Genomic DNA, 18,422 nt, shown 5'->3' with positions numbered 1-18,422 from the left:
TCTCCTCAAGCCAGGGTGCCGGCGGCTTCATGGATGGCGGCGCGAATCCGCACATAGGTAGCGCAGCGGCAGATGTTGCCGCTCATGGCCGCGTCGATATCCGCATCGCTCGGTTTGGGATTGCCCCGTAGCAGCGCGGTGGCAGACATGATCTGCCCCGACTGGCAGTAACCACACTGCACCACGTCGAGCTTGCGCCAGGCGGCCTGCACCGCCTTGCCCACCGGGTCATCGCTCACTGCCTCGACCGTGGTGATCGCCTTGCCCACCACCGCCGAAACCGGTGTGACGCAGGAGCGGGTCGCCTGGCCGTCGATATGCACAGTGCAGGCGCCGCACAGGGCCATGCCGCAGCCGTACTTGGTGCCGGTCAGATTGGCGACGTCACGCAGGGCCCACAGCAGGGGCATGTCCGGGGGAACGTCGAGTTCGTGGTCCTTGCCGTTCAGGTTGAGAGTAATCATCAGGCTCACCACCTCTGTCTGGATGGTTCAGGAAAAGCCGCTCGGCGATGCCGAGCGCATTCGGGATAAGGATGGTCCAGGGCGCCCCTGCCGGGGCGGTTTCACGCCGACTGGCGCAGGCGCGCAATGTCCCGCACGGGCGGTGCGCCGAACAGCCGGCTGTATTCACGGCTGAACTGCGACGGACTTTCGTAGCCCACGCGGCCGCCTGCACTGGCGGCGTCCAGGGCTTCCACCAGCATCAGCCGACGCGCCTCCTGCAGGCGCAATTGCTTCTGGAACTGCAACGGGCTCATCGCCGTCATCGCCTTGAAGTGATGATGCAGCGCCGAGGTGCTCATATTCACCTCATTGGCCAGGCGCTCGATCTGCAGCGGCTGGTGGAAATTCTGCCGCAGCCAGTTCACCGCGCGGCCGATGCGATGCCCCTGGGTGCCACTGCTGGCGATCTGGCGCAACTGGCCGCCCAGCTCGCCGCGCAACAGGCGGTAGAGGATTTCCCGGCGAACAAGCGGCAACAGCACGGGGATGTCTTCCGGGGCATCCAGCAGGCGCAAGAGGCGCAACACCGCATCCTGCAAGGACGTCGTCAGGCGGTTGACCGCCAGGCAGCGCGGGCAGGGGCGCAGTTCCGGGGCGGAAATGTCCAGCTCCATCAGCAGCGCACTGATTTCCTTGGGGTCCAGTGAAAGGCGCAGGCTGAGGAAAGGGACTTCCGGACTGGCCTCGAGCACCTGTCCGATCACAGGCACGTCGACCGATACGATGAGGAACTGCGACGGCCCGTAGAAATAGGTTTCCTCGCCCAGCAGCACCTTCTTGCGCCCTTGCACCACCAGGCCCAGGGCCGGCTCATAAAGGCAATGCAGCGGTTCGCTGGGGAGGGAGGTGCGATAGACCAGCAGGCCGGGAACGTCCGTTTCATAGGCACCGTCCTGGCTGGTGAATCGTTCAATGAATTGCACCAGCTCCTTTTGCTGGCGCGCAGCCGTATCCGATTCCTGCGCAGCAAGGAAGGCATGTGCATTCATGGTTTCGACCCTCGAAGAAGATGGGTCAACTCTACCCATGAGTTGTAGAGGTAGTCTCGCACTTGAAAGCGCTTCAGGAGGATCAGGCAATAATCCAGCAGAAATCGGCTATCGACCCGGCCGCCTCGCGCGGCACACTGCCCAACATTCCACAACAAGACAGATTCGGGGCGGACCCAACGGCCCGCCCCGCCTTCCTCAGTCGGCAACCTTCATCACCACACGCCCGCCTGCCGGGCAGGTTTCCATGTGACGGTTGGCCTCGACGAAGTCCTCGAACGCGAACACGCGATCAATCGGAGGCTTCAACAGATGATCACGAGTCATCTGGTTGATATGGTCCAGCGCCCGCTTGACCGCAGCCTCATTGGCCTCGATGCCCAGCTCCGGAGAACCGGTGAAGTCGAGTACGCAATGACGATAGAACTGCAGATGTTTCTTGAACGCGGCGCAAGCCGGGAACGCGGTGTCGTTGCCGCCGTTGCAGCCGTAAACCACCAGCTTGCCGCGCTGCGCGGCGACGTCGCCCAGGAGCTTCATCTGCTGGCCGGCGCACTGGTCCAGGACCACTTCAACGCCCTTGCCCTGGGTGAAGCGCTCGACTTCCAGGACCAGGTCCTGCTCCTCGGTGACGATGATCTTGTCGGCACCCAGCTGCTTGAGGAAGGCACGGCTTTCCGGGTAACTGGTGGAGGCGATGACCTTGGCACCCAGCGCCTTGGCCAGCTGGACGGTCTGCGGCGCCAGGCAGTGCCCGGCCTCGGTAACCAGAACATGCTGCCCCGGCTTCACACCGCCCAGGTCGACCAGTGCGAAATAGGCCATCAACAGTGCCGTGTAATGAATGCTGGCTTCCTCCGGCGTCAACGCGTCGGGATAGGCGACCAGGCCGCTGCGCGGCATCAGGACCAGGTCGCCCCAGGCCGGATGCTGGCTCGGCGTGCTGGCCGGGAAGCTGGCAACGGGCGTGCCGACGGTGAGGTCTTCAACACCCTCGCCAACGGCTTCCACGATGCCGGCCATCTCCGAGCCAAGGCCGGACGGTAATTGCGCTGCCTGTTCGGCCGCCAGGTTCTGCCGCCAGAGCACGTCCCTCCAGCCCACACCCAGGGCCTGGGTACGCACCAGCACTTCACCCGGCCCCGGAACGGGGGTCGGCAGCTCATCCAGTTGGAGGACTTCGGGGCCTCCGAACTGATGGAAACGGATCATGCGGGACATCACATACCTCGCCTTTTGACTCTTCATAGCCACGGACTCTATCCGGGCTTTATCCACAAAACCACCCGCAGCCATTGATAGTTGTCATAAACGGCGATGATGTGAGCCTTGACGACCGGACCGGGGAATTGCACCTTTCACACATTAATTACGGATGATTCCATGAACCGGAACGACCTGCGAAGAGTTGACCTCAACCTTCTTATAGTGTTCGAGACGCTCATGCATGAGCGTAGCGTGACGCGTGCGGCGGAAAAGCTCTTCCTCGGCCAGCCCGCGATCAGCGCGGCGCTGGCACGACTGCGCACCCTGTTCGACGATCCGCTGTTCGTCCGCACCGGCCGCAGCATGGAGCCCTCGGCGCGAGCCGTGGAAATCTTCGCCCTGCTCTCCCCGGCGCTGGACTCCATCTCCACCGCCGTCAGCCGCGCCGCCGACTTCGACCCGGCCACCAGCAACGCCGTATTCCGCATCGGTCTGTCGGACGACGTCGAATTCGCCCTGCTCCCCGCCCTGCTCCGCCGCCTGCGCGCCGAAGCGCCCGGCGTGGTGCTGGTGGTACGACGTACCAACTATCTGTTGATGCCCAACCTGCTGGCTTCCGGCGAAATCTCCGTGGGCGTCGCCTATACCGAAGAGTTGCCGGCCAACGCCAAGCGCAAGACCTTGCGCCGCTCGAAACCCAAGCTGCTGCGCGCCGACTCGGTGCCCGGTGCGCTGAGCCTGGATGATTACTGCGAACGGCCCCACGCCCTGGTGTCCTTTGCCGGCGACCTGGGTGGTTTCGTCGACGAAGAACTGGCCAAGGTAGGCAAGACCCGCAAGGTCGTGCTTGCCGTGCCGCAGTTCAACGGCCTGGGCACCCTGCTCGCGGGCACCGACCTGGTGGCCATGGTGCCGGACTACACCGCCTCCGCGCTCACCGCCGCCGGCGGCCTGCGCGCCGAGGATCCGCCCATGCCGACCCAGGCCTTCGAGCTGTCCATGGCCTGGCGCGGTGCCCAGGACAACGACCCCGCCGAGCGCTGGCTGCGTTCGCGCATCCAGATGTATTGCGGTGATCCGGATAGCCTGGAATAGACAGCCCGATCGCTCTGCTCTTGTGGGAGCGAATTCATTCGCGAAGGGATGCGCAGCATCCCCCAAAATCCTGGTGGCGGGCCTTCGGCCTGCATTCGCGAATAGATTCGCTCCCACGATGTGTTACCTGTGCCAATCATCGCATCTCCCATAACTCCACCCTGATCAATCACTTCCAGTGATATTCATCTTCAGGGCATTCGATTCGTCTGGTCGAATCCCAGCTTGCAGACTCCGCCCATTCATAAAACCAATTGGCGGAGCTGTCCCATGGAAGCACTTCACAAGAATCTCTGGCGTTATCCCCTTACCCTTGCAGCAGCAGTGGTACTGGTCGCCTGCGGTAAGGCACCGGAAGCCAACCTCAACCACGCAGCCCCCAAAGTCTCAGTCGCCGAAGTGATCGAGCAGCCCCTCAACGAGTGGGATGAATTCACCGGCCGCCTGGAAGCCCCCGAGTCTGTCGAGATCCGTCCGCGCGTGTCCGGCTACATTGACCGCGTGGCCTTCGACGAAGGCAGCCTGGTGAAGAAAGGCGACCTGCTGTTCCAGATCGACCCGCGCCCCTTCGAGGCCGAAGTCAAGCGCCTGGAAGCCCAGCTGCAACAGGCCCGCGCCAACCAGGGCCGCGCCGCCAACGAAGCCCGCCGCGGCGAGCGTCTGCGCCAGACCAACGCCATCTCCGCCGAACTGGCCGACGCCCGCACCACTGCCGCCGTCGAAGCCCAGGCCGCAGTGGCCGCCACCCAGGCCGAACTGGACAACGCGCGACTGAACCTCAGTTTCACCCGCGTGACCGCGCCCATCGACGGCCGCGTCAGCCGTGCCGAAATCACCGAAGGCAACCTGGTCAACGCCAGCCAGTCGCTGCTGACCTCGGTGGTGTCCACCGACAAGGTCTACGCCTACTTCGACGCCGACGAGCGCGCCTTCCTCAAGTACGTGGAACTGGCCCGCAAGACCGGCTCCGACACCCGCGCCGCCAGCCCGGTGTACATGGGCCTGTCCAGCGAAACCGGCAACCCGCACCTGGGCCAGCTGGACTTCCTCGACAACCAGGTCAACCCGCGCACCGGCACCATCCGTGGCCGCGCCGTGTTCGACAACAAGGACGGCAAGTTCACCCCCGGTCTCTACGCCCGCATCAAGCTGGTGGGCAGCGAGACCTACCCCGCCGCGCTGATCAAGGACGAAGCCATCGGTACCGATCTGGGCAAGAAGTTCGTCCTGGTGCTGGGCGACGACAACAAGGTGAATTACCGCTCCATCGAACTGGGTCCGAAGCTGGAAGGCCTGCGCATCGTCCGCAACGGACTGGCCAAGGGCGAGAAGATCGTCGTCAACGGCCTGCAGCGCGCCATGCCTGGAGCCCCAGTGGAACCGGAAGCCGTGCCCATGGCCGACGAAGCCACCCTTGACCAGCTGGCACGCCTGCGCCAATCCGTGGAAGAGCGCGACGCCCCGCGCGTTGCCGAGCAGAACGCCACCAAACCTTCCGTCGGTCCGCGCGGCTGAGGTAGCACGACATGAATTTTTCCCAGTTCTTCATCCAGCGGCCGATCTTCGCCGCCGTGCTGTCGCTGCTGATCCTGATCGGCGGCGCCATCTCGCTGTTCCAGCTGCCCATCAGCGAATACCCCGAAGTGGTGCCGCCGACGGTAGTCGTGCGCGCCACCTTCCCTGGTGCCAACCCCAAGGTGATCGGTGAAACCGTCGCCTCGCCGCTGGAGCAGGCCATCGTCGGCGTGGAAGGCATGCTCTACATGTCCTCCCAGGCCACCGCGGACGGCAAGCTGACCCTGACCATCACCTTCGCCCTGGGTACCGACCTGGACAACGCGCAGGTGCAGGTGCAGAACCGCGTGACCCGTACCGAGCCCAAGCTGCCGGAGGAAGTCACCCGGATCGGTATCACGGTCGACAAGGCCTCGCCCGACCTGACCATGGTCGTGCACCTCACCTCGCCCGATAACCGCTACGACATGCTCTACCTGTCCAACTACGCCGCGCTCAACGTCAAGGACGAGCTGGCGCGCCTGGATGGCGTGGGCGACGTGCAGCTGTTCGGCATGGGCGACTACTCCCTGCGCGTATGGCTTGACCCGAACAAGGTGGCCTCGCGCAACCTCACCGCCACCGACGTGGTCAACGCCATCCGCGAGCAGAACCGCCAGGTGGCCGCGGGCGCCCTCGGTGCGCCGCCGTCCAACGCCGGCAACAGCTTCCAGCTCTCGATCAACACCCAGGGCCGCCTGGTCACCGAGGAAGAGTTCGAGAACATCATCATCCGTTCCGGTGAAGACGGCGAAATCACTCGCCTGAAGGACATCGCCCGCGTCGAACTGGGCTCCAGCCAGTACGCCCTGCGCTCGCTGCTGAACAACCAGCCGGCCGTAGCCATCCCGGTATTCCAGCGCCCCGGTTCCAACGCCATCGAGATCTCCGATGCCGTGCGGGCACGCATGGCCGAGCTGAAGCAGAACTTCCCCCAGGGCATGGACTACGAAATCGTCTATGACCCGACCATCTTCGTACGCGGTTCCATCGAGGCGGTGGTGCACACCCTGCTCGAAGCCATCGTGCTGGTGGTCCTGGTGGTGATCCTGTTCCTGCAGACCTGGCGTGCCTCGATCATCCCGCTGGCCGCCGTGCCGGTATCGCTGATCGGTACCTTCGCGGTGATGCACTTGTTCGGCTTCTCGTTGAACGCCCTGTCGCTGTTCGGCCTGGTACTGGCCATCGGCATCGTGGTGGACGACGCCATCGTGGTGGTGGAGAACGTCGAGCGGAACATCGGTCTCGGCAAATCCCCCATCGACGCCACCCGCCAGGCCATGAAGGAAGTGACCGGTCCGATCATCGCCACCGCCCTCGTGCTGTGCGCCGTGTTCGTGCCCACCGCCTTCATCTCCGGCCTCACCGGACAGTTCTACCAGCAGTTCGCCCTGACCATCGCCATTTCCACGGTGATCTCGGCCTTCAACTCGCTGACCCTGTCGCCGGCCCTGGCTGCCGTGCTGCTGAAGGATCACCACGCACCCAAGGACCGTTTCTCCCGCGTGCTCGACAAGCTCTTCGGCGGCTGGCTGTTCGGCCCGTTCAACCGCATGTTCGAACGTGCCGGCGGCGGCTATGTCGGCACCGTGCGCCGTGTGCTGCGCGGCAGCAGCATCGCCCTGGTGGTCTACGGCGGCCTGCTGGTGCTCGGTTACCTGGGCTTCTCCAGCACCCCGACCGGCTTCGTTCCGCAACAGGACAAGCAGTACCTGGTGGCCTTCGCGCAACTGCCGGACGCCGCCACCCTGGACCGCACCGAGGCCGTGATCAAGCGCATGTCGGAGATCGCTTCCAAGCATCCGGGCGTGGAGAACACCGTGGCCTTCCCGGGCCTGTCCATCAACGGTTTCACCAACAGCCCGAACAGCGGCATCGTGTTCACCCCGCTCAAGCCCTTCGATGAGCGCAAGGACCCGTCCATGTCCGCCGGTGCCATCGCCGCCGAGCTGAACAAGCAGTTCGCCGACATCCAGGACGCCTACATCGCGATCTTCCCGCCGCCCCCGGTACAGGGCCTCGGCACCATCGGCGGCTTCCGCCTGCAGGTCGAGGACCGCGGCAACCTGGGCTACGAGGAGCTGTACAAGCAGACCCAGAACATCATCGCCAAGGCACGCCAGTTGCCGGAGCTGAACCCCATGTCGGTGTTCACCAGCTACCAGGTCAACGTGCCGCAGGTGGATGCCGCCATCGACCGCGAGAAGGCCAAGACCCACGGCGTGGCCATCAGCGACATCTTCGACACCATGCAGGTGTACCTGGGCTCGCTGTACGCCAACGACTTCAACCGCTTCGGCCGCACCTACCAGGTCAACGTCCAGGCAGAGCAGCAATTCCGCCTGGAACCCGAGCAGATCGGCCAGCTGAAGGTACGCAACAACCGTGGCGAGATGATCCCGCTGTCCACCTTCGTCAAGGTGGAGAACAGTTCGGGCCCTGACCGCGTGATGCACTACAACGGCTTCATCACCGCCGAGATCAACGGCGCTGCGGCCCCCGGCTACAGCTCCGGCCAGGCCGAAGCGGCGATCGCCAGGCTGCTGGACGAAGAACTGCCCAACGGCATGACCTACGAGTGGACCGACCTGACCTTCCAGCAGATCCTCGCCGGCAATACCGCGGTGTTCATCTTCCCGCTCTGCGTGCTGCTGGCCTTCCTGGTGCTGGCCGCCCAGTACGAGAGCTGGAGCCTGCCGCTGGCGGTGATCCTGATCGTGCCGACCGTGCTGTTCTCCGCCATCACCGGGGTGATCCTGGCTGGTAGCGACAACAACATCTTCACCCAGATCGGCCTGATCGTACTGGTGGGCCTGGCGTGCAAGAACGCCATCCTCATCGTCGAGTTCGCCAAGGAGAAACAGGAAGAAGGCCTGGACCGCATCGCTGCCGTCCTGGAGGCCTGCCGCCTGCGTCTGCGCCCGATCCTGATGACCTCCATCGCCTTCATCATGGGTGTGGTGCCCCTGGTGATCTCCTCCGGCGCCGGCGCGGAAATGCGCCACGCCATGGGTGTAGCGGTGTTCAGCGGGATGATCGGCGTGACCTTCTTCGGCCTGCTGCTGACCCCGGTGTTCTATGTCCTGATCCGCGGCTTCGTCGAAAAAGGCGAAGCCCGCAAGGCCGCCCGCGCCCAGAAACTGAAGGAAGCCCACGCATGATGTACAAGGCTTTTGCCCCTGCCCTGCTGGCACTGGCGCTCTCCGCCTGTGCCGTAGGCCCGGACTACAAGGCCCCTGAAAGCGAGCCCGCGCGGCTCGCCTCGGCGGACGCCGTGAAGGTCGACCGTTCGCGCTTCGAGAGCCTCTGGTGGCAACAATTCGACGACCCGACCCTGAACCAGCTGGTGCAGCAATCGCTCCAGGAAAACCGCGAGCTGCGTGTGGCCTTCGCCCGCCTCAAGGCCGCCCGCGCCATCCGCGATGACGTCGGCAACGACCAGTTCCCGGTGGTCACCGCAGGTGCCAGCGCCGAGATCGGCAAGGGCCAGCAACCCGGCGTCACCGAGGAGCGGGTCAATGCCGAACGTTACGACCTGGGCCTGAACATGGCCTGGGAACTGGACCTGTTCGGCCGTATCCAGCGGCAGATCGAGGCCAGCGAAGCGGAATCCGACGCGGCCCAGGCCGACCTGCAACAGCTGCAGGTGAGCCTGATCGCCGAGTTGGTGGACGCCTACGGCAACCTGCGCGGCGCCCAGCTGCGTGAACGCATCGCCCGCGAAAACCTGGAAAACCAACGCGAATCCCGGGCCCTGACCGAGCAACTGCGCGATGCCGGCGTCGGCAGCGAACTGGACGTGCTGCGCGCCGATGGCCGCCTCGCCGCCACCGAAGCCAGCGTGCCGCAACTGCAGGCCGAGGAAGCCCGCGCCCGCAACCGCATCGCCACCCTGCTCGGCCAGCGCCCGGAGCAGCTGACCGTGGACCTGTCGCCCAAGCCGCTGCCGGTGATTGCCAAGGCGCTGCCCATCGGCGACCCAGCCGAGCTGCTGCGCCGCCGTCCGGATGTGCGTTCCGCCGAACGCCAGCTGGCCGCTGCCACCGCCGGCGTGGGCGTGGCCACCGCTGACCTGTTCCCCCGCGTGAGCCTTTCCGGCTTCCTCGGCTTCACCGCCGGGCGTGGCTCGCAGATCGGTTCTTCCGCTGCGCGGGCCTGGGCCGTGGCACCGACCATCTCCTGGGCGGCCTTCGACCTGGGCAGCGTCCGGGCCCAGATCCGCGCCTCCGAAGCCGATGCCGAAGGCGCGCTGGCCAGCTACGAGCAGCAGGTGTTGCTGGCCCTGGAAGAGTCGGAAAACGCCTTCAGTGACTACGGCAAGCGCCAGGAGCGCCTGGTTTCCCTGGTGCGCCAGTCGGAAGCCACCCGCGCCGCTGCCGAACAGGCCGCGACCCGCTATCGCGAAGGCACCGTGGACTTCCTCGTGCTGCTGGACGCCGAACGCGAGCGCCTGGCCGCCGAAGACGCCCAGGCCCAGGCGGAAACGGATGTCTATCGTGGCATCGTCGCCATCTACAAGGCCCTCGGCGGCGGCTGGCAGCCCCAGGCCTGACCCTCTCCTCCCTTGCCCGGCCTCCCCCGGCCGGCAACTTCACCCCGCGGAGTGGTGCTCCTCGCCGCGGGGCTTTTTTTCCAGGTCCGCGCGGGCATCCGCGGGCGACCGGCAACGCCGGCCCCCGGGTCCCACGGACCGCTTCAAGGACGGTTGCAACGAATTCGGAGACTGCTCTGGATACCCCACCCCTTGATCTCGACAGGAGACCAACCATGAAAACCCTTATCACCTCCGCCACCCTGCTTGCCGTAGCCCTCTGCGCCGGTAGCGCAATGGCCTCGGGCGGCGGCGACCGCACCATCTCCCGCTACGAGAAGCGCCTCGTGAAGATCGAGCTGCAGCGCAAGGCACAGGAAGAAGTCGCGCAGCAGAAAGAACTCGCTGAAAAAGCCAAACGTGGCTAACACCCCGGGAGGGGACGGGTCCGCCCGTCCCTTCTCACCTGTTGCACAAGCGCCCGGTCCCACCTCCACGACCGTCGATGCCGGCCCCCTTGCCCGTGGAGCGTCCGCCGGCTAGCGTCATCCGGACTTCAGACGACGCCAGCGCCATGCCCACCGACACCCAGATCCTCGCCGCCATCGATGCCGCCTTCGGCGACAGTCCGCGCCCCGAGCACTTCACCCACTACCGCCACTGCTGCGAATGTGCAGAGCACGACGAGCTGCTGCGCCATCGCGACCGCGAAACCCTGCAGCACGCCGACGTCGGCAACGCCGGCTGGGACCCGATCTGCTTCTGCTCGCCCGAAGGCATCGCTTACTACTTCCCTGCCCTGGCGCGCTTTGCCCTGGCCGAACCGGTGCCGGAACTGGACTGGTACGGCTGGCAGATGGTCTTCCACCTCGACTACGGCGGCGCGGAGAACCCCTTCTTCCAGCACTGCGCCCCGCAACAGCGCCAGGCGGTCGCCGGACTGCTGGCGCATCTGCTGGAAACCCGTACGGGATTGCTGGAAATGGACGCCGACAGCGCCCTTCGCGCCCACGGCGTCTGGGCCGGCTGAGGGCCCTCAGCCAGCCTGGGTCCGGCGGCTCTGTTGCTCGAGTGCTTGCTTGCGCCGCGCCACCAGGGTCTTGGCTGCCGTCAGGTGAACGGGACCACCCTGATAGGTGGGCAGCTCGCGGGACACCCAATCGACGCCCTTGTCGTGCCAATGCACTTCTCCGGCTTCCAGCTTCAGGTCCCTTTGCAACTCGTGAATCACCTGGCGTACGCGTTCATCGCTGTAGAAGGCCTCGCTGTCGATGGCCTTGCACACGGGTTTGCCGTCCCGCCCCTGCAGGGTGAGCAGCAGCGAACCATCGGGGCGCGGCTGGACTGTTACCTGATGCTGCGGGAAGGCGTCGTAAAAGGCGGTGAATGGCAGCTTCATCCGGGACTCTCCTGTCTGGTTGTCGCATTCCTTTACCTAGCGAAGGCCGTGCCCAAACCTGTGTTTCAGGGGATTGCTTGGTAATCAGCCACATGCGCCCGAGGTTCCGGAATGGGCGGCGGGAAACTTGCACGATTGCCTCGCATCGAGTCATGCAGGATGCACGAAACCGGATTGCGAAAAGTCATGGAGGACCGGCTCCTCGGCTGAAGCACCTGTTGCCAGCGCGCCCGATTCCTGCGAAAAGGCTGCCCGCGATCGTCACAGGCAAAGCCGGTGACTCATGACCACGCCCCCAGGCGCTGGTTTTCCACGATCAAATCAAGGAGCACACCCGTGGGTGACGAACTGCAGATAACCGATATCCAGCTGGGCGACGGCAAGGAAGTGGTCAAGGGCGCCCTGATCACCACCCAGTACCGGGGCACGCTGGAGGACGGCACCGAGTTCGATTCCTCCTACAGCCGCGGCAAGCCCTTCCAGTGCGTGATCGGCACGGGCCGCGTGATCAAGGGCTGGGACATCGGCCTGATGGGCATGAAGGTCGGCGGCAAGCGCAAGCTCTACGTCCCCGCGCACCTGGCCTATGGCGAGCGCCAGATGGGTGCCCATATCAAGCCCAACTCCAACCTGCTGTTCGAGATCGAGCTGCTGGAAGTCCTGACCCGGGACGATTGAGCCGCTTCCGGCATCGGCGAACGCCTTGGCGCCTGCGGGCGGCCGGTTGCAGGCTTGTGGCCTGGAACCGCCGCCGAACCACATGGGAAGGGAGAGCGCATGCCCGGCAATCGTGTCACCGGACGGCGGCAGGATACCGGGTATTTCTGTCAGCAAGCTGTCAGCTACCCTGCAATGAATTTCTTCGCGCAAGCGGCTGGTCGAGCCGAACGTCCGGCAGTTCCGGCTCGACGGTGGAACGGCTGTCGATTTCAGTGCACGACAATCGACCAGTCAGCGAATCCGAACCTTCACAGGAGTCGCCCATGTCCCTGCAATTGTTCGCCCACCCCTTCTCTTCCTACTGCCAGAAGGTGCTGATCGCGCTCTACGAGAACGACGTTGCGTTCCGTATGCGCCTGCTTTCCCCGGACGATCCGGCCACCTTCGAGGAACTCCAGCGCCTCTGGCCGATGCAGCGTTTCCCCCTGCTGCTTGACGGCGAGCGGGCGGTGATGGAGTCGAGCATCATCATCGAGTACCTGCAGCAGCGTCATGCCGGGCCAGTCAAGCTGATTCCCGAGGCAGCGGAGGCGGCGCTGGAGGTGCGGATGCTCGATCGCTTCTTCGACTGGTACGTGATGACGCCGATGCAGAAACCGGTGCTGGACAGCCTGCGCCCGGAAGGTCATCGCGACGGGTACGGCGTGGACGAAGCGAAGCGCCAGCTGGAGCGCGGCTACGCCTGGCTCGACGAAAAGCTCGCAGGCCGAACCTGGGCCGCCGGCGAATCCTTCAGCCTGGCCGACTGTGCGGCGGCACCGTCGCTGTTCTATGCCGACTGGGTGCATCCGATCGATGGAATCTTCGGCAACCTGCGCGCCTATCGGCAACGCCTGCTGGCCCGCCCTTCCGTCGCCCGCGCGGTGGACGAGGCGCGCCCCTACCGGCCGCTGTTCCCGCTGGGTGCGCCGGATCGCGACTGAGCCAAGCCTTCCAGGGCTTCCACCACCTTGCGCAACCCCACGCCCACAGGCTTGTCCTGACGCAGCACAAGCCCCGGGGTGCGCGACAGCTCCGGGGCCAGCGGCTGCACCTCCAGGCCACACCGATGGTGCGCGGCCGTGACCGCCATGCTCGGCACGATGCTGCAGCCGAGGCCCGCAGCCACCCTTTCCCTGATGGCCTCGATGCTGCCCGGCTCCATCACCGCACGCGCTGTATCGAGTACCGGGAGTCGAACTCGCCGAGAAGTGAACCGCCATGAATCGCCACGTCAGTGGGAAGGACTGTTCCGCCGCTGGAGCCTTTCGCCAGGTGGCCGCTCGCGAGTAATGTTGCCCATCCGCTCCTCGACCTGAACAGGATGTCCCCATGAATGATCTGTCGGCTTTCACCATTACCCGCAAATGGCCCGCGACCCAGCCGGATCGCCTGCAGCTCTATTCCCTGCCGACGCCCAACGGCGTCAAGGTCTCGATCATGCTGGAAGAGACCGGCCTGCCCTACGAGCCGCACCTGGTCAGCTTCGAGACCAACGACCAGATGTCACCAGAGTTCCTCTCCCTCAACCCGAACAACAAGATTCCCGCGATCATCGACCCCAACGGGCCGGATGGCCGCCCGCTACCGCTTTTCGAGTCCGGCGCCATCCTCATCTACCTGGCGGACAAGACCGGCCAACTGATCCCGCAGGACGCCGCCGGCCGCTATGAATGCATCCAGTGGCTGATGTTCCAGATGGGCGGCATCGGCCCGATGTTCGGCCAACTCGGTTTCTTCAACAAATTCGCCGGCAAGGACTACGAAGACAAACGCCCCCGCGACCGCTACGTGCAGGAGTCCGCGCGCCTGCTGGCGGTGCTCGACCAGCGCCTGGAAGGCCGCAACTGGATCATGGGCGAGCAGTACAGCATCGCCGACATCGCCACCTTCCCCTGGGTGCGCAACCTGATCGGCTTCTACGAAGCGGGCGAGCTCGTGCAATTCGAACGTTTCACCCATGTGAAGCGTGTGCTGGACGCCTTCCTGTCGCGCCCGGCAGTGATACGCGGCCTGGGAATTCCGAAGCGGGATTGAATCCGCGGCACGCACCTCGGCAGGGTGCGCCATGCGCACCGATTCGGCGTCACATGAGCAACAGTCGTGGCTCCAATATCGGTGTTGCGCGCAGCGCACCCTACGCACTGCACAGTCCTTTGCGATTGGAATCGCCCCACAGTCGCGGCTATTTGCCTTGCAGCGCCTTCGTCACCCTGGACTGCATCTCGTAGGCCGGTTCCTCCACCGCGGCGGCGTCCTCGGTATAGCGCCTGGCGAACTCCTCCACACCCCATTCCCGGTACTGCTGCACGTGCTTGAGCTCGTGGGCCCAGAGCGCCACGTCGTGCAACGCGCCTTCCTCGTTACGGAAGAGAATGATGTCCACGAGGGTGACGGCCTGGGTATCCGGGTCATTGAGCATGGCGGCGGCGGTACCCAGTTCGTTGCGATTACCGACGCGATAGCGCACCGCATCCAGCAGGGCGGCGTCGTAGTAGCGCGTCAGTTGGCGGCGGATGTCGGGTGGTATCGGTTTCACGCCCGCGGCTTGGGCATCAGCGCGGGCCTGCACCAGCCAATGCTGCATGGCCCCTGCCGCCACGCGGATCACTTCGCCCGGTAAAGACCCCAGCACCTGGCGGGCATCGGGCACGCAAATGCAGTAGGTAACGCAGACTTCGTACTGGCCGGGCGGGCAAACCTGGGCCGTAGCCCCCAGGCAACAGGTTCCCAACGCCACCATCACCCTCGAAGCCGAGCCGGCCATTCGACCCTCCCCTGCAGGCCCGTCCCTGCAATGAATCAGACCTCGCGCCAGGGTGGATGTCGCCAGCCAACCGGCGGACGGCCCCGTTTCAGGCGCCCCGGCGCTCTGCTACCGTGACACAGGCTCACTCGCGGAAAGGAATTCATGCTCGCATTCATTCAGAACCACCCCCTGGTGTTCGGCGCACTCCTGATCCTGCTCGACCTCACGGTCTGGCGCGTCATTCCGGCCGAGCAGCGGACCTTGAAGGTGCTCTGCCGTCTGGCGCTGTTCGTGCTCTTCAGTGCCGTGATCATCGATGCGGGCATGAGCCCCCTGCAGCCGCCGCCATGGCCGGAGCCCACGCTCAATCTGGTGGCCACCGCGATGGAAATCGGCTGGTGGCTGTACGGTGCCCGCACCGCCACCGTGGTGCTGGGCCTGCTGATGCCCCGCATCGGCCATGCCGGCCGGCTGCTGCAGGACGTGATGGGGGCGCTGATCTTCCTGGTGGCGATAGTGGCTGCGGCGGCCTACGTGATGCAGCTGCCGGTGAAGGGTTTGCTGGCCACTTCCGGGGTCATGGCCATCGTCATCGGCCTCGCCCTGCAAAGCACCCTGAGCGACGTGTTCTCCGGCATCGTCCTCAACACCACCAAGCCCTACCAGCTGGATGACTGGATCTCCATCGATGGCACCGAAGGCAAGGTGGTGGAAATCGACTGGCGCGCCACCCACCTGCTCACCAACAAGGGCAGCACCGTGGTGATCCCCAATTCGGTGGCGGCCAAGACCAAGGTGCACAACTTCAGCCGCCCCTACGAGCTGACCAACGTCTCCATCAGCCTCCGGGTATCCACCCAGGTGCGCCCGCGCCGGGTGCTGGATGCGCTGGAGAAGACGGTGCAGGGCATCAGCGCCCTGCTGGCCGATCCCAAGCCCAAGGTCGCGATCAAGGAGTCGGACCTGGAGTCCATGGAGTACGAGGCCAGTGGCTTCATCCGCACCGGCCAGAACAAGACGGAAGTGCGCAACCTGATGTACGACCTGGCGCACCGGCACCTGGAAGCCGCCGGTATCGCCTTCAGCAGCGAGGCCGCACCGCAGCCCTGGTCGCGACCACGCCTGCTGCTGGAAGACGTGAAGATCTTCCGCGCCCTGAGCAGCGAAGAGAAAGACGCACTCAGCCAGGTCATGGCACCCCTGGCGTTCTCTGCGGGCCAGGTGGTGCTGGAACTGGGCGAAGTCGCCGATGGCCTGCTGGTGATAGGCACCGGCGTCGTCTCGGCATCGGTACCCGACGGCATCGGCATGCTCGAAGCCGGACGCATGGGGCCGGGGGAAATCCTCGGTGAGGAAGGTATCGCCAACGACGCGCCGTCCCAGGCGCGGTTCACCGCCCTCTCCTCCTGCGTCCTCTACCGCATTGAACGGGACGCCATCCGCACCTGCCTGGACGCGCGCGTCGAAGTCCGCGCCGCCATCACCCGACTGCGCACCTTCCGCGAGCAGGCCAGCCGCAACCTGCTCCTGCAGAAGCCCCAGGCAATCAAGAAAGGCGGCTTCCTCAGCTGGCTGCAGAAAAGGCAGTAGCCCACCCGGAAGTCTGCGAACTGGACCTTGCCCTCATTGGCACCCTGGGTGGCGGCGAGGTGGGCCACACCGAATGCATGGTCCGCCAGGGCCGGGTCTGCCGTTTCCGCATCAGGCGCCGCCACTGGCGGGTTTCCGCCCTTCTCGAGACCCAATATCAGTCGGTCCGGGCGGATTCCCGCCACCCTTCGCCTTCCTGGAGTCCCTGAAAGCCGTGGAGTGAATCGTTTCACGGCGTTTTCCCGATTCCGGCACGTCCTTTGCCTACGCACCGCCCTTTTCGAGAAAAGCAAAGGGAACCTCCCCATGAAAAAAGTCCTCACAGGACTCCTGTGCCTTGCGATGCTCGGTTGCGCCAAGCAACCGGAACCGGAGAAGACCGTCGACGTGCTGCTGATCGGCGCCGGCATCATGAGTGCCAGCCTCGGCACCTACCTCCACGAGCTGGAGCCGGACTGGACCATCGACATCTACGAACGCCTGGACCAGGTCGCTGCAGAAAGCTCCAACCCCTGGAACAACGCCGGCACCGGCCACTCCGCCTACTGCGAACTGAACTACACCCCGGAAACCGCCGACGGCGGCATCGACATCAGCAAGGCGGTGGCGATCAACGAATCCTTCGAGATCTCAAAGCAGTTCTGGGCCTATCAGGTCGAGCGCAATGTGCTGAGCAACCCGAAGTCCTTCATCAACGGCGTACCGCACATGAGCTTCGTCTGGGGCGATGACAACATCGCCTTCCTCAAGAAGCGTCACGCCGCCCTGCAGCACAGCTCGCTGTTCCGCGGCATGGAGTACTCCGAGGATCACGAACAGATCAGCAAGTGGGTTCCGCTGGTGATGGAAGGCCGCCCGGCCGAGCAGAAGGTCGCCGCCACCCGCATGGCCATCGGCACCGACGTCAACTTCGGCGAGATCACCCGCCAGCTCATCGGCTCCCTGACCAGGAGCGACAAGGTCTCGCTGAACCTCAAGCACGAAGTGCGCGACATCAAGCGCAACGACGACGGCACCTGGACCGTGGTAGTCGCCGACCTCGGCGACAACGAGGCGGTAACCAGCGTCAAGGCCAGGTTCGTCTTCATCGGCGCCGGCGGTGGCGCCCTGAAGCTACTGCAGAAATCCGGCATTCCGGAGGCCGAAGGCTATGCCGGATTCCCGGTGGGCGGCCAGTTCCTGATGACCCGCAACCCGGAGGTGGTGGCCCAGCACCAGGCCAAGCTCTATGGCAAGGCCTCCGTGGGCTCGCCGCCCATGTCGGTGCCGCACCTGGACACCCGCGTGATCGATGGCCAGAAGGTGCTGCTGTTCGGCCCCTTCGCCACCTTCTCCACCAAGTTCCTGAAGAACGGCTCGCTGCTGGACATGTTCGGCGCCCTGACTACCGACAACATCGGCCCGATGACCAACGCCGGCCTGGATAACATCCCGCTCAGCACCTACCTCATGGGCCAACTGATGCTGAGCCAGGCCGACCGCATGCACGAGCTGCGCGAATACTTCCCGGATGCCAGGGACGAGGACTGGGAACTGCTGACCGCCGGCCAGCGCGTTCAGGTGATCAAGAAGGACGCCGAGAAAGGCGGCATTCTGCAGTTCGGCACCGAAGTCGTCAGCTCCGCCGACGGCAGCATCGCCGCCCTGCTGGGCGCATCGCCGGGCGCTTCCACCGCCGCGCCGATCATGCTCACCGTGCTGGAGAAGACCTTCAAGGACAAGATCCAGACACCGGAATGGCAGGCCCGCCTGAAGGAGATCATCCCCTCCTACGGCCGCAAGCTGAACAACGACCTGGAGCTGACCAACCAGGTCCGCGCCTGGAGCAGCGAGCGCCTGCAGCTGGAACACGTTCCAGTGCTGCCCGAGGTGGCTGCGCAGTAAACGCCCTCACCCCCAGCGCAGTCCTGCCCATATCTCTGTGGGAGCGAGTTCATTCGCGAATGAATTCGCTCCCACAACCTCACGCCACCGCGCCCGGAAGCCACCTGCGAAGGCACATGCGCCTGGCCCCAACATCCCCTTCACAACTCCTACATTTTCCATAGGTTTTCTTCACAAAAGTTTGACCCTGCCGTTTCCAGACTTGGCGCCGTATCCATGA

The 18,422-nt window shown here is 64.9% G+C and carries 16 protein-coding genes and 2 pseudogenes; 12 read left to right on the top strand and 6 right to left on the bottom strand.

All coding sequences use genetic code 11. From position 1 onward, the window contains the following. Positions 1–5: 5 nt before the first annotated feature. The 3 genes from FXN65_RS12210 to FXN65_RS12200 all read right to left on the bottom strand — a co-directional run bounded on the left by FXN65_RS12210 (position 6) and on the right by FXN65_RS12200 (position 2,716). Complete coding sequence (locus FXN65_RS12210) at positions 6–464, bottom strand: (2Fe-2S)-binding protein (protein WP_151133454.1); 459 nt, start codon at positions 462–464, stop codon at positions 6–8. Positions 465–565: 101 nt separating this feature from the next. Then, the gene (locus FXN65_RS12205; protein WP_151133453.1) at positions 566–1,495 is read right to left on the bottom strand and encodes an AraC family transcriptional regulator; all 930 of its coding nucleotides are present in this window, start codon (positions 1,493–1,495) and stop codon (positions 566–568) included. 198 nt (positions 1,496–1,693) lie between these two features. Further along, positions 1,694–2,716 (bottom strand): zinc-dependent alcohol dehydrogenase family protein, encoded by a 1,023-nt coding sequence (locus FXN65_RS12200; protein ID WP_151133452.1) that lies wholly within the window; start codon positions 2,714–2,716, stop codon positions 1,694–1,696. Positions 2,717–2,878: 162 nt separating this feature from the next. On the opposite strand from FXN65_RS12200, the gene FXN65_RS12195 reads away from it, so the two are divergent. The 6 genes from FXN65_RS12195 (at position 2,879) to FXN65_RS12170 (ending at position 10,911) form a co-directional block, all read left to right on the top strand. Further along, entirely contained in the window at positions 2,879–3,796 is a 918-nt protein-coding gene (locus FXN65_RS12195) for a LysR family transcriptional regulator (protein ID WP_151133451.1), read from the top strand. Between the two features lie 270 nt (positions 3,797–4,066). Next, positions 4,067–5,311 (top strand): multidrug efflux RND transporter periplasmic adaptor subunit MexE, encoded by a 1,245-nt coding sequence (gene mexE / locus FXN65_RS12190; RefSeq protein WP_151133450.1) that lies wholly within the window; start codon positions 4,067–4,069, stop codon positions 5,309–5,311. An 11-nt stretch (positions 5,312–5,322) separates the two neighbouring features. After that, positions 5,323–8,511, top strand: a complete 3,189-nt coding sequence (locus tag FXN65_RS12185; RefSeq protein WP_151133449.1) for an efflux RND transporter permease subunit — start codon at positions 5,323–5,325, stop codon at positions 8,509–8,511. Beyond that, positions 8,508–9,902 (top strand): efflux transporter outer membrane subunit, encoded by a 1,395-nt coding sequence (locus tag FXN65_RS12180; protein WP_151133448.1) that lies wholly within the window; start codon positions 8,508–8,510, stop codon positions 9,900–9,902. The genes FXN65_RS12185 and FXN65_RS12180 overlap by 4 nt, the downstream gene beginning before the upstream one ends. 215 nt (positions 9,903–10,117) lie before the next feature. After that, the gene (locus FXN65_RS12175) at positions 10,118–10,309 is read left to right on the top strand and encodes a hypothetical protein (RefSeq protein WP_151133447.1); all 192 of its coding nucleotides are present in this window, start codon (positions 10,118–10,120) and stop codon (positions 10,307–10,309) included. A gap of 146 nt (positions 10,310–10,455) precedes the next feature. Next, positions 10,456–10,911: a hypothetical protein gene (locus FXN65_RS12170; RefSeq protein WP_151133446.1), complete on the top strand. Its 456-nt coding sequence runs from the start codon at positions 10,456–10,458 to the stop codon at positions 10,909–10,911. 6 nt (positions 10,912–10,917) lie between these two features. On the opposite strand, the gene FXN65_RS12165 is transcribed toward FXN65_RS12170, so the two are convergent. Further along, positions 10,918–11,280 (bottom strand): DUF3509 domain-containing protein, encoded by a 363-nt coding sequence (locus FXN65_RS12165; RefSeq protein ID WP_151133445.1) that lies wholly within the window; start codon positions 11,278–11,280, stop codon positions 10,918–10,920. Between the two features lie 336 nt (positions 11,281–11,616). Between FXN65_RS12165 and FXN65_RS12160 the strand changes: the two genes are divergently transcribed. Together FXN65_RS12160 and FXN65_RS12155 are read left to right on the top strand one after the other, a co-directional pair. Beyond that, entirely contained in the window at positions 11,617–11,958 is a 342-nt protein-coding gene (locus FXN65_RS12160; protein WP_151133444.1) for an FKBP-type peptidyl-prolyl cis-trans isomerase, read from the top strand. A 305-nt stretch (positions 11,959–12,263) separates the two neighbouring features. Next, positions 12,264–12,923 (top strand): glutathione S-transferase family protein, encoded by a 660-nt coding sequence (locus FXN65_RS12155; protein ID WP_151133443.1) that lies wholly within the window; start codon positions 12,264–12,266, stop codon positions 12,921–12,923. On the opposite strand, the pseudogene FXN65_RS12150 reads toward FXN65_RS12155, so the two are convergent. Continuing rightward, a pseudogene (locus FXN65_RS12150) lies at positions 12,881–13,153 on the bottom strand (LysR family transcriptional regulator substrate-binding protein); the annotation flags it as partial. The gene FXN65_RS12155 and the pseudogene FXN65_RS12150 overlap by 43 nt on opposite strands. 158 nt (positions 13,154–13,311) lie before the next feature. On the opposite strand from FXN65_RS12150, the gene FXN65_RS12145 reads away from it, so the two are divergent. After that, on the top strand, positions 13,312–14,016 hold the full coding sequence (locus tag FXN65_RS12145) for a glutathione S-transferase N-terminal domain-containing protein (RefSeq protein WP_151133441.1): 705 nt from the start codon (positions 13,312–13,314) through the stop codon (positions 14,014–14,016). A 148-nt stretch (positions 14,017–14,164) separates the two neighbouring features. Here FXN65_RS12145 and FXN65_RS12140 read toward each other — a convergent pair whose 3' ends face one another. After that, complete coding sequence (locus tag FXN65_RS12140; protein WP_151133440.1) at positions 14,165–14,746, bottom strand: eCIS core domain-containing protein; 582 nt, start codon at positions 14,744–14,746, stop codon at positions 14,165–14,167. A gap of 144 nt (positions 14,747–14,890) precedes the next feature. Here FXN65_RS12140 and FXN65_RS12135 point away from each other — a divergent pair, with 144 nt between their 5' ends. The 3 genes and pseudogenes from FXN65_RS12135 (at position 14,891) to FXN65_RS12125 (ending at position 18,202) form a co-directional block, all read left to right on the top strand. Continuing rightward, complete coding sequence (locus tag FXN65_RS12135) at positions 14,891–16,318, top strand: mechanosensitive ion channel family protein (RefSeq protein ID WP_151133439.1); 1,428 nt, start codon at positions 14,891–14,893, stop codon at positions 16,316–16,318. Then, positions 16,312–16,527, top strand: a pseudogene (locus FXN65_RS28185) (hypothetical protein); the annotation flags it as partial. The gene FXN65_RS12135 and the pseudogene FXN65_RS28185, both read left to right, overlap by 7 nt. A 97-nt stretch (positions 16,528–16,624) precedes the next feature. Further along, positions 16,625–18,202: a malate:quinone oxidoreductase gene (locus FXN65_RS12125; RefSeq protein WP_151133438.1), complete on the top strand. Its 1,578-nt coding sequence runs from the start codon at positions 16,625–16,627 to the stop codon at positions 18,200–18,202. Positions 18,203–18,422: the final 220 nt, after the last annotated feature.

The organism is Pseudomonas lalkuanensis (genome assembly GCF_008807375.1).
In the GTDB taxonomy this organism is placed as follows: domain Bacteria; phylum Pseudomonadota; class Gammaproteobacteria; order Pseudomonadales; family Pseudomonadaceae; genus Metapseudomonas; species Metapseudomonas lalkuanensis.
This window is presented reverse-complemented; position numbering and strand designations above follow the sequence as displayed.

Excerpts from the sequence above, each read along its gene's own strand:
- FXN65_RS12210 (WP_151133454.1), bottom strand. The coding sequence starts at position 464 with ATGATTACTCTCAACCTGAACGGCAAGGACCACGAACTCGACGTTCCC.
- FXN65_RS12205 (WP_151133453.1), bottom strand. The coding sequence starts at position 1,495 with ATGAATGCACATGCCTTCCTTGCTGCGCAGGAATCGGATACGGCTGCG.
- FXN65_RS12200 (WP_151133452.1), bottom strand. The coding sequence starts at position 2,716 with ATGTCCCGCATGATCCGTTTCCATCAGTTCGGAGGCCCCGAAGTCCTC.
- FXN65_RS12195 (WP_151133451.1), top strand. The coding sequence starts at position 2,879 with ATGAACCGGAACGACCTGCGAAGAGTTGACCTCAACCTTCTTATAGTG.
- mexE (WP_151133450.1), top strand. The coding sequence starts at position 4,067 with ATGGAAGCACTTCACAAGAATCTCTGGCGTTATCCCCTTACCCTTGCA.
- FXN65_RS12185 (WP_151133449.1), top strand. The coding sequence starts at position 5,323 with ATGAATTTTTCCCAGTTCTTCATCCAGCGGCCGATCTTCGCCGCCGTG.
- FXN65_RS12180 (WP_151133448.1), top strand. The coding sequence starts at position 8,508 with ATGATGTACAAGGCTTTTGCCCCTGCCCTGCTGGCACTGGCGCTCTCC.
- FXN65_RS12175 (WP_151133447.1), top strand. The coding sequence starts at position 10,118 with ATGAAAACCCTTATCACCTCCGCCACCCTGCTTGCCGTAGCCCTCTGC.
- FXN65_RS12170 (WP_151133446.1), top strand. The coding sequence starts at position 10,456 with ATGCCCACCGACACCCAGATCCTCGCCGCCATCGATGCCGCCTTCGGC.
- FXN65_RS12165 (WP_151133445.1), bottom strand. The coding sequence starts at position 11,280 with ATGAAGCTGCCATTCACCGCCTTTTACGACGCCTTCCCGCAGCATCAG.
- FXN65_RS12155 (WP_151133443.1), top strand. The coding sequence starts at position 12,264 with ATGTCCCTGCAATTGTTCGCCCACCCCTTCTCTTCCTACTGCCAGAAG.
- FXN65_RS12145 (WP_151133441.1), top strand. The coding sequence starts at position 13,312 with ATGAATGATCTGTCGGCTTTCACCATTACCCGCAAATGGCCCGCGACC.
- FXN65_RS12140 (WP_151133440.1), bottom strand. The coding sequence starts at position 14,746 with ATGGCCGGCTCGGCTTCGAGGGTGATGGTGGCGTTGGGAACCTGTTGC.
- FXN65_RS12135 (WP_151133439.1), top strand. The coding sequence starts at position 14,891 with ATGCTCGCATTCATTCAGAACCACCCCCTGGTGTTCGGCGCACTCCTG.
- FXN65_RS12125 (WP_151133438.1), top strand. The coding sequence starts at position 16,625 with ATGAAAAAAGTCCTCACAGGACTCCTGTGCCTTGCGATGCTCGGTTGC.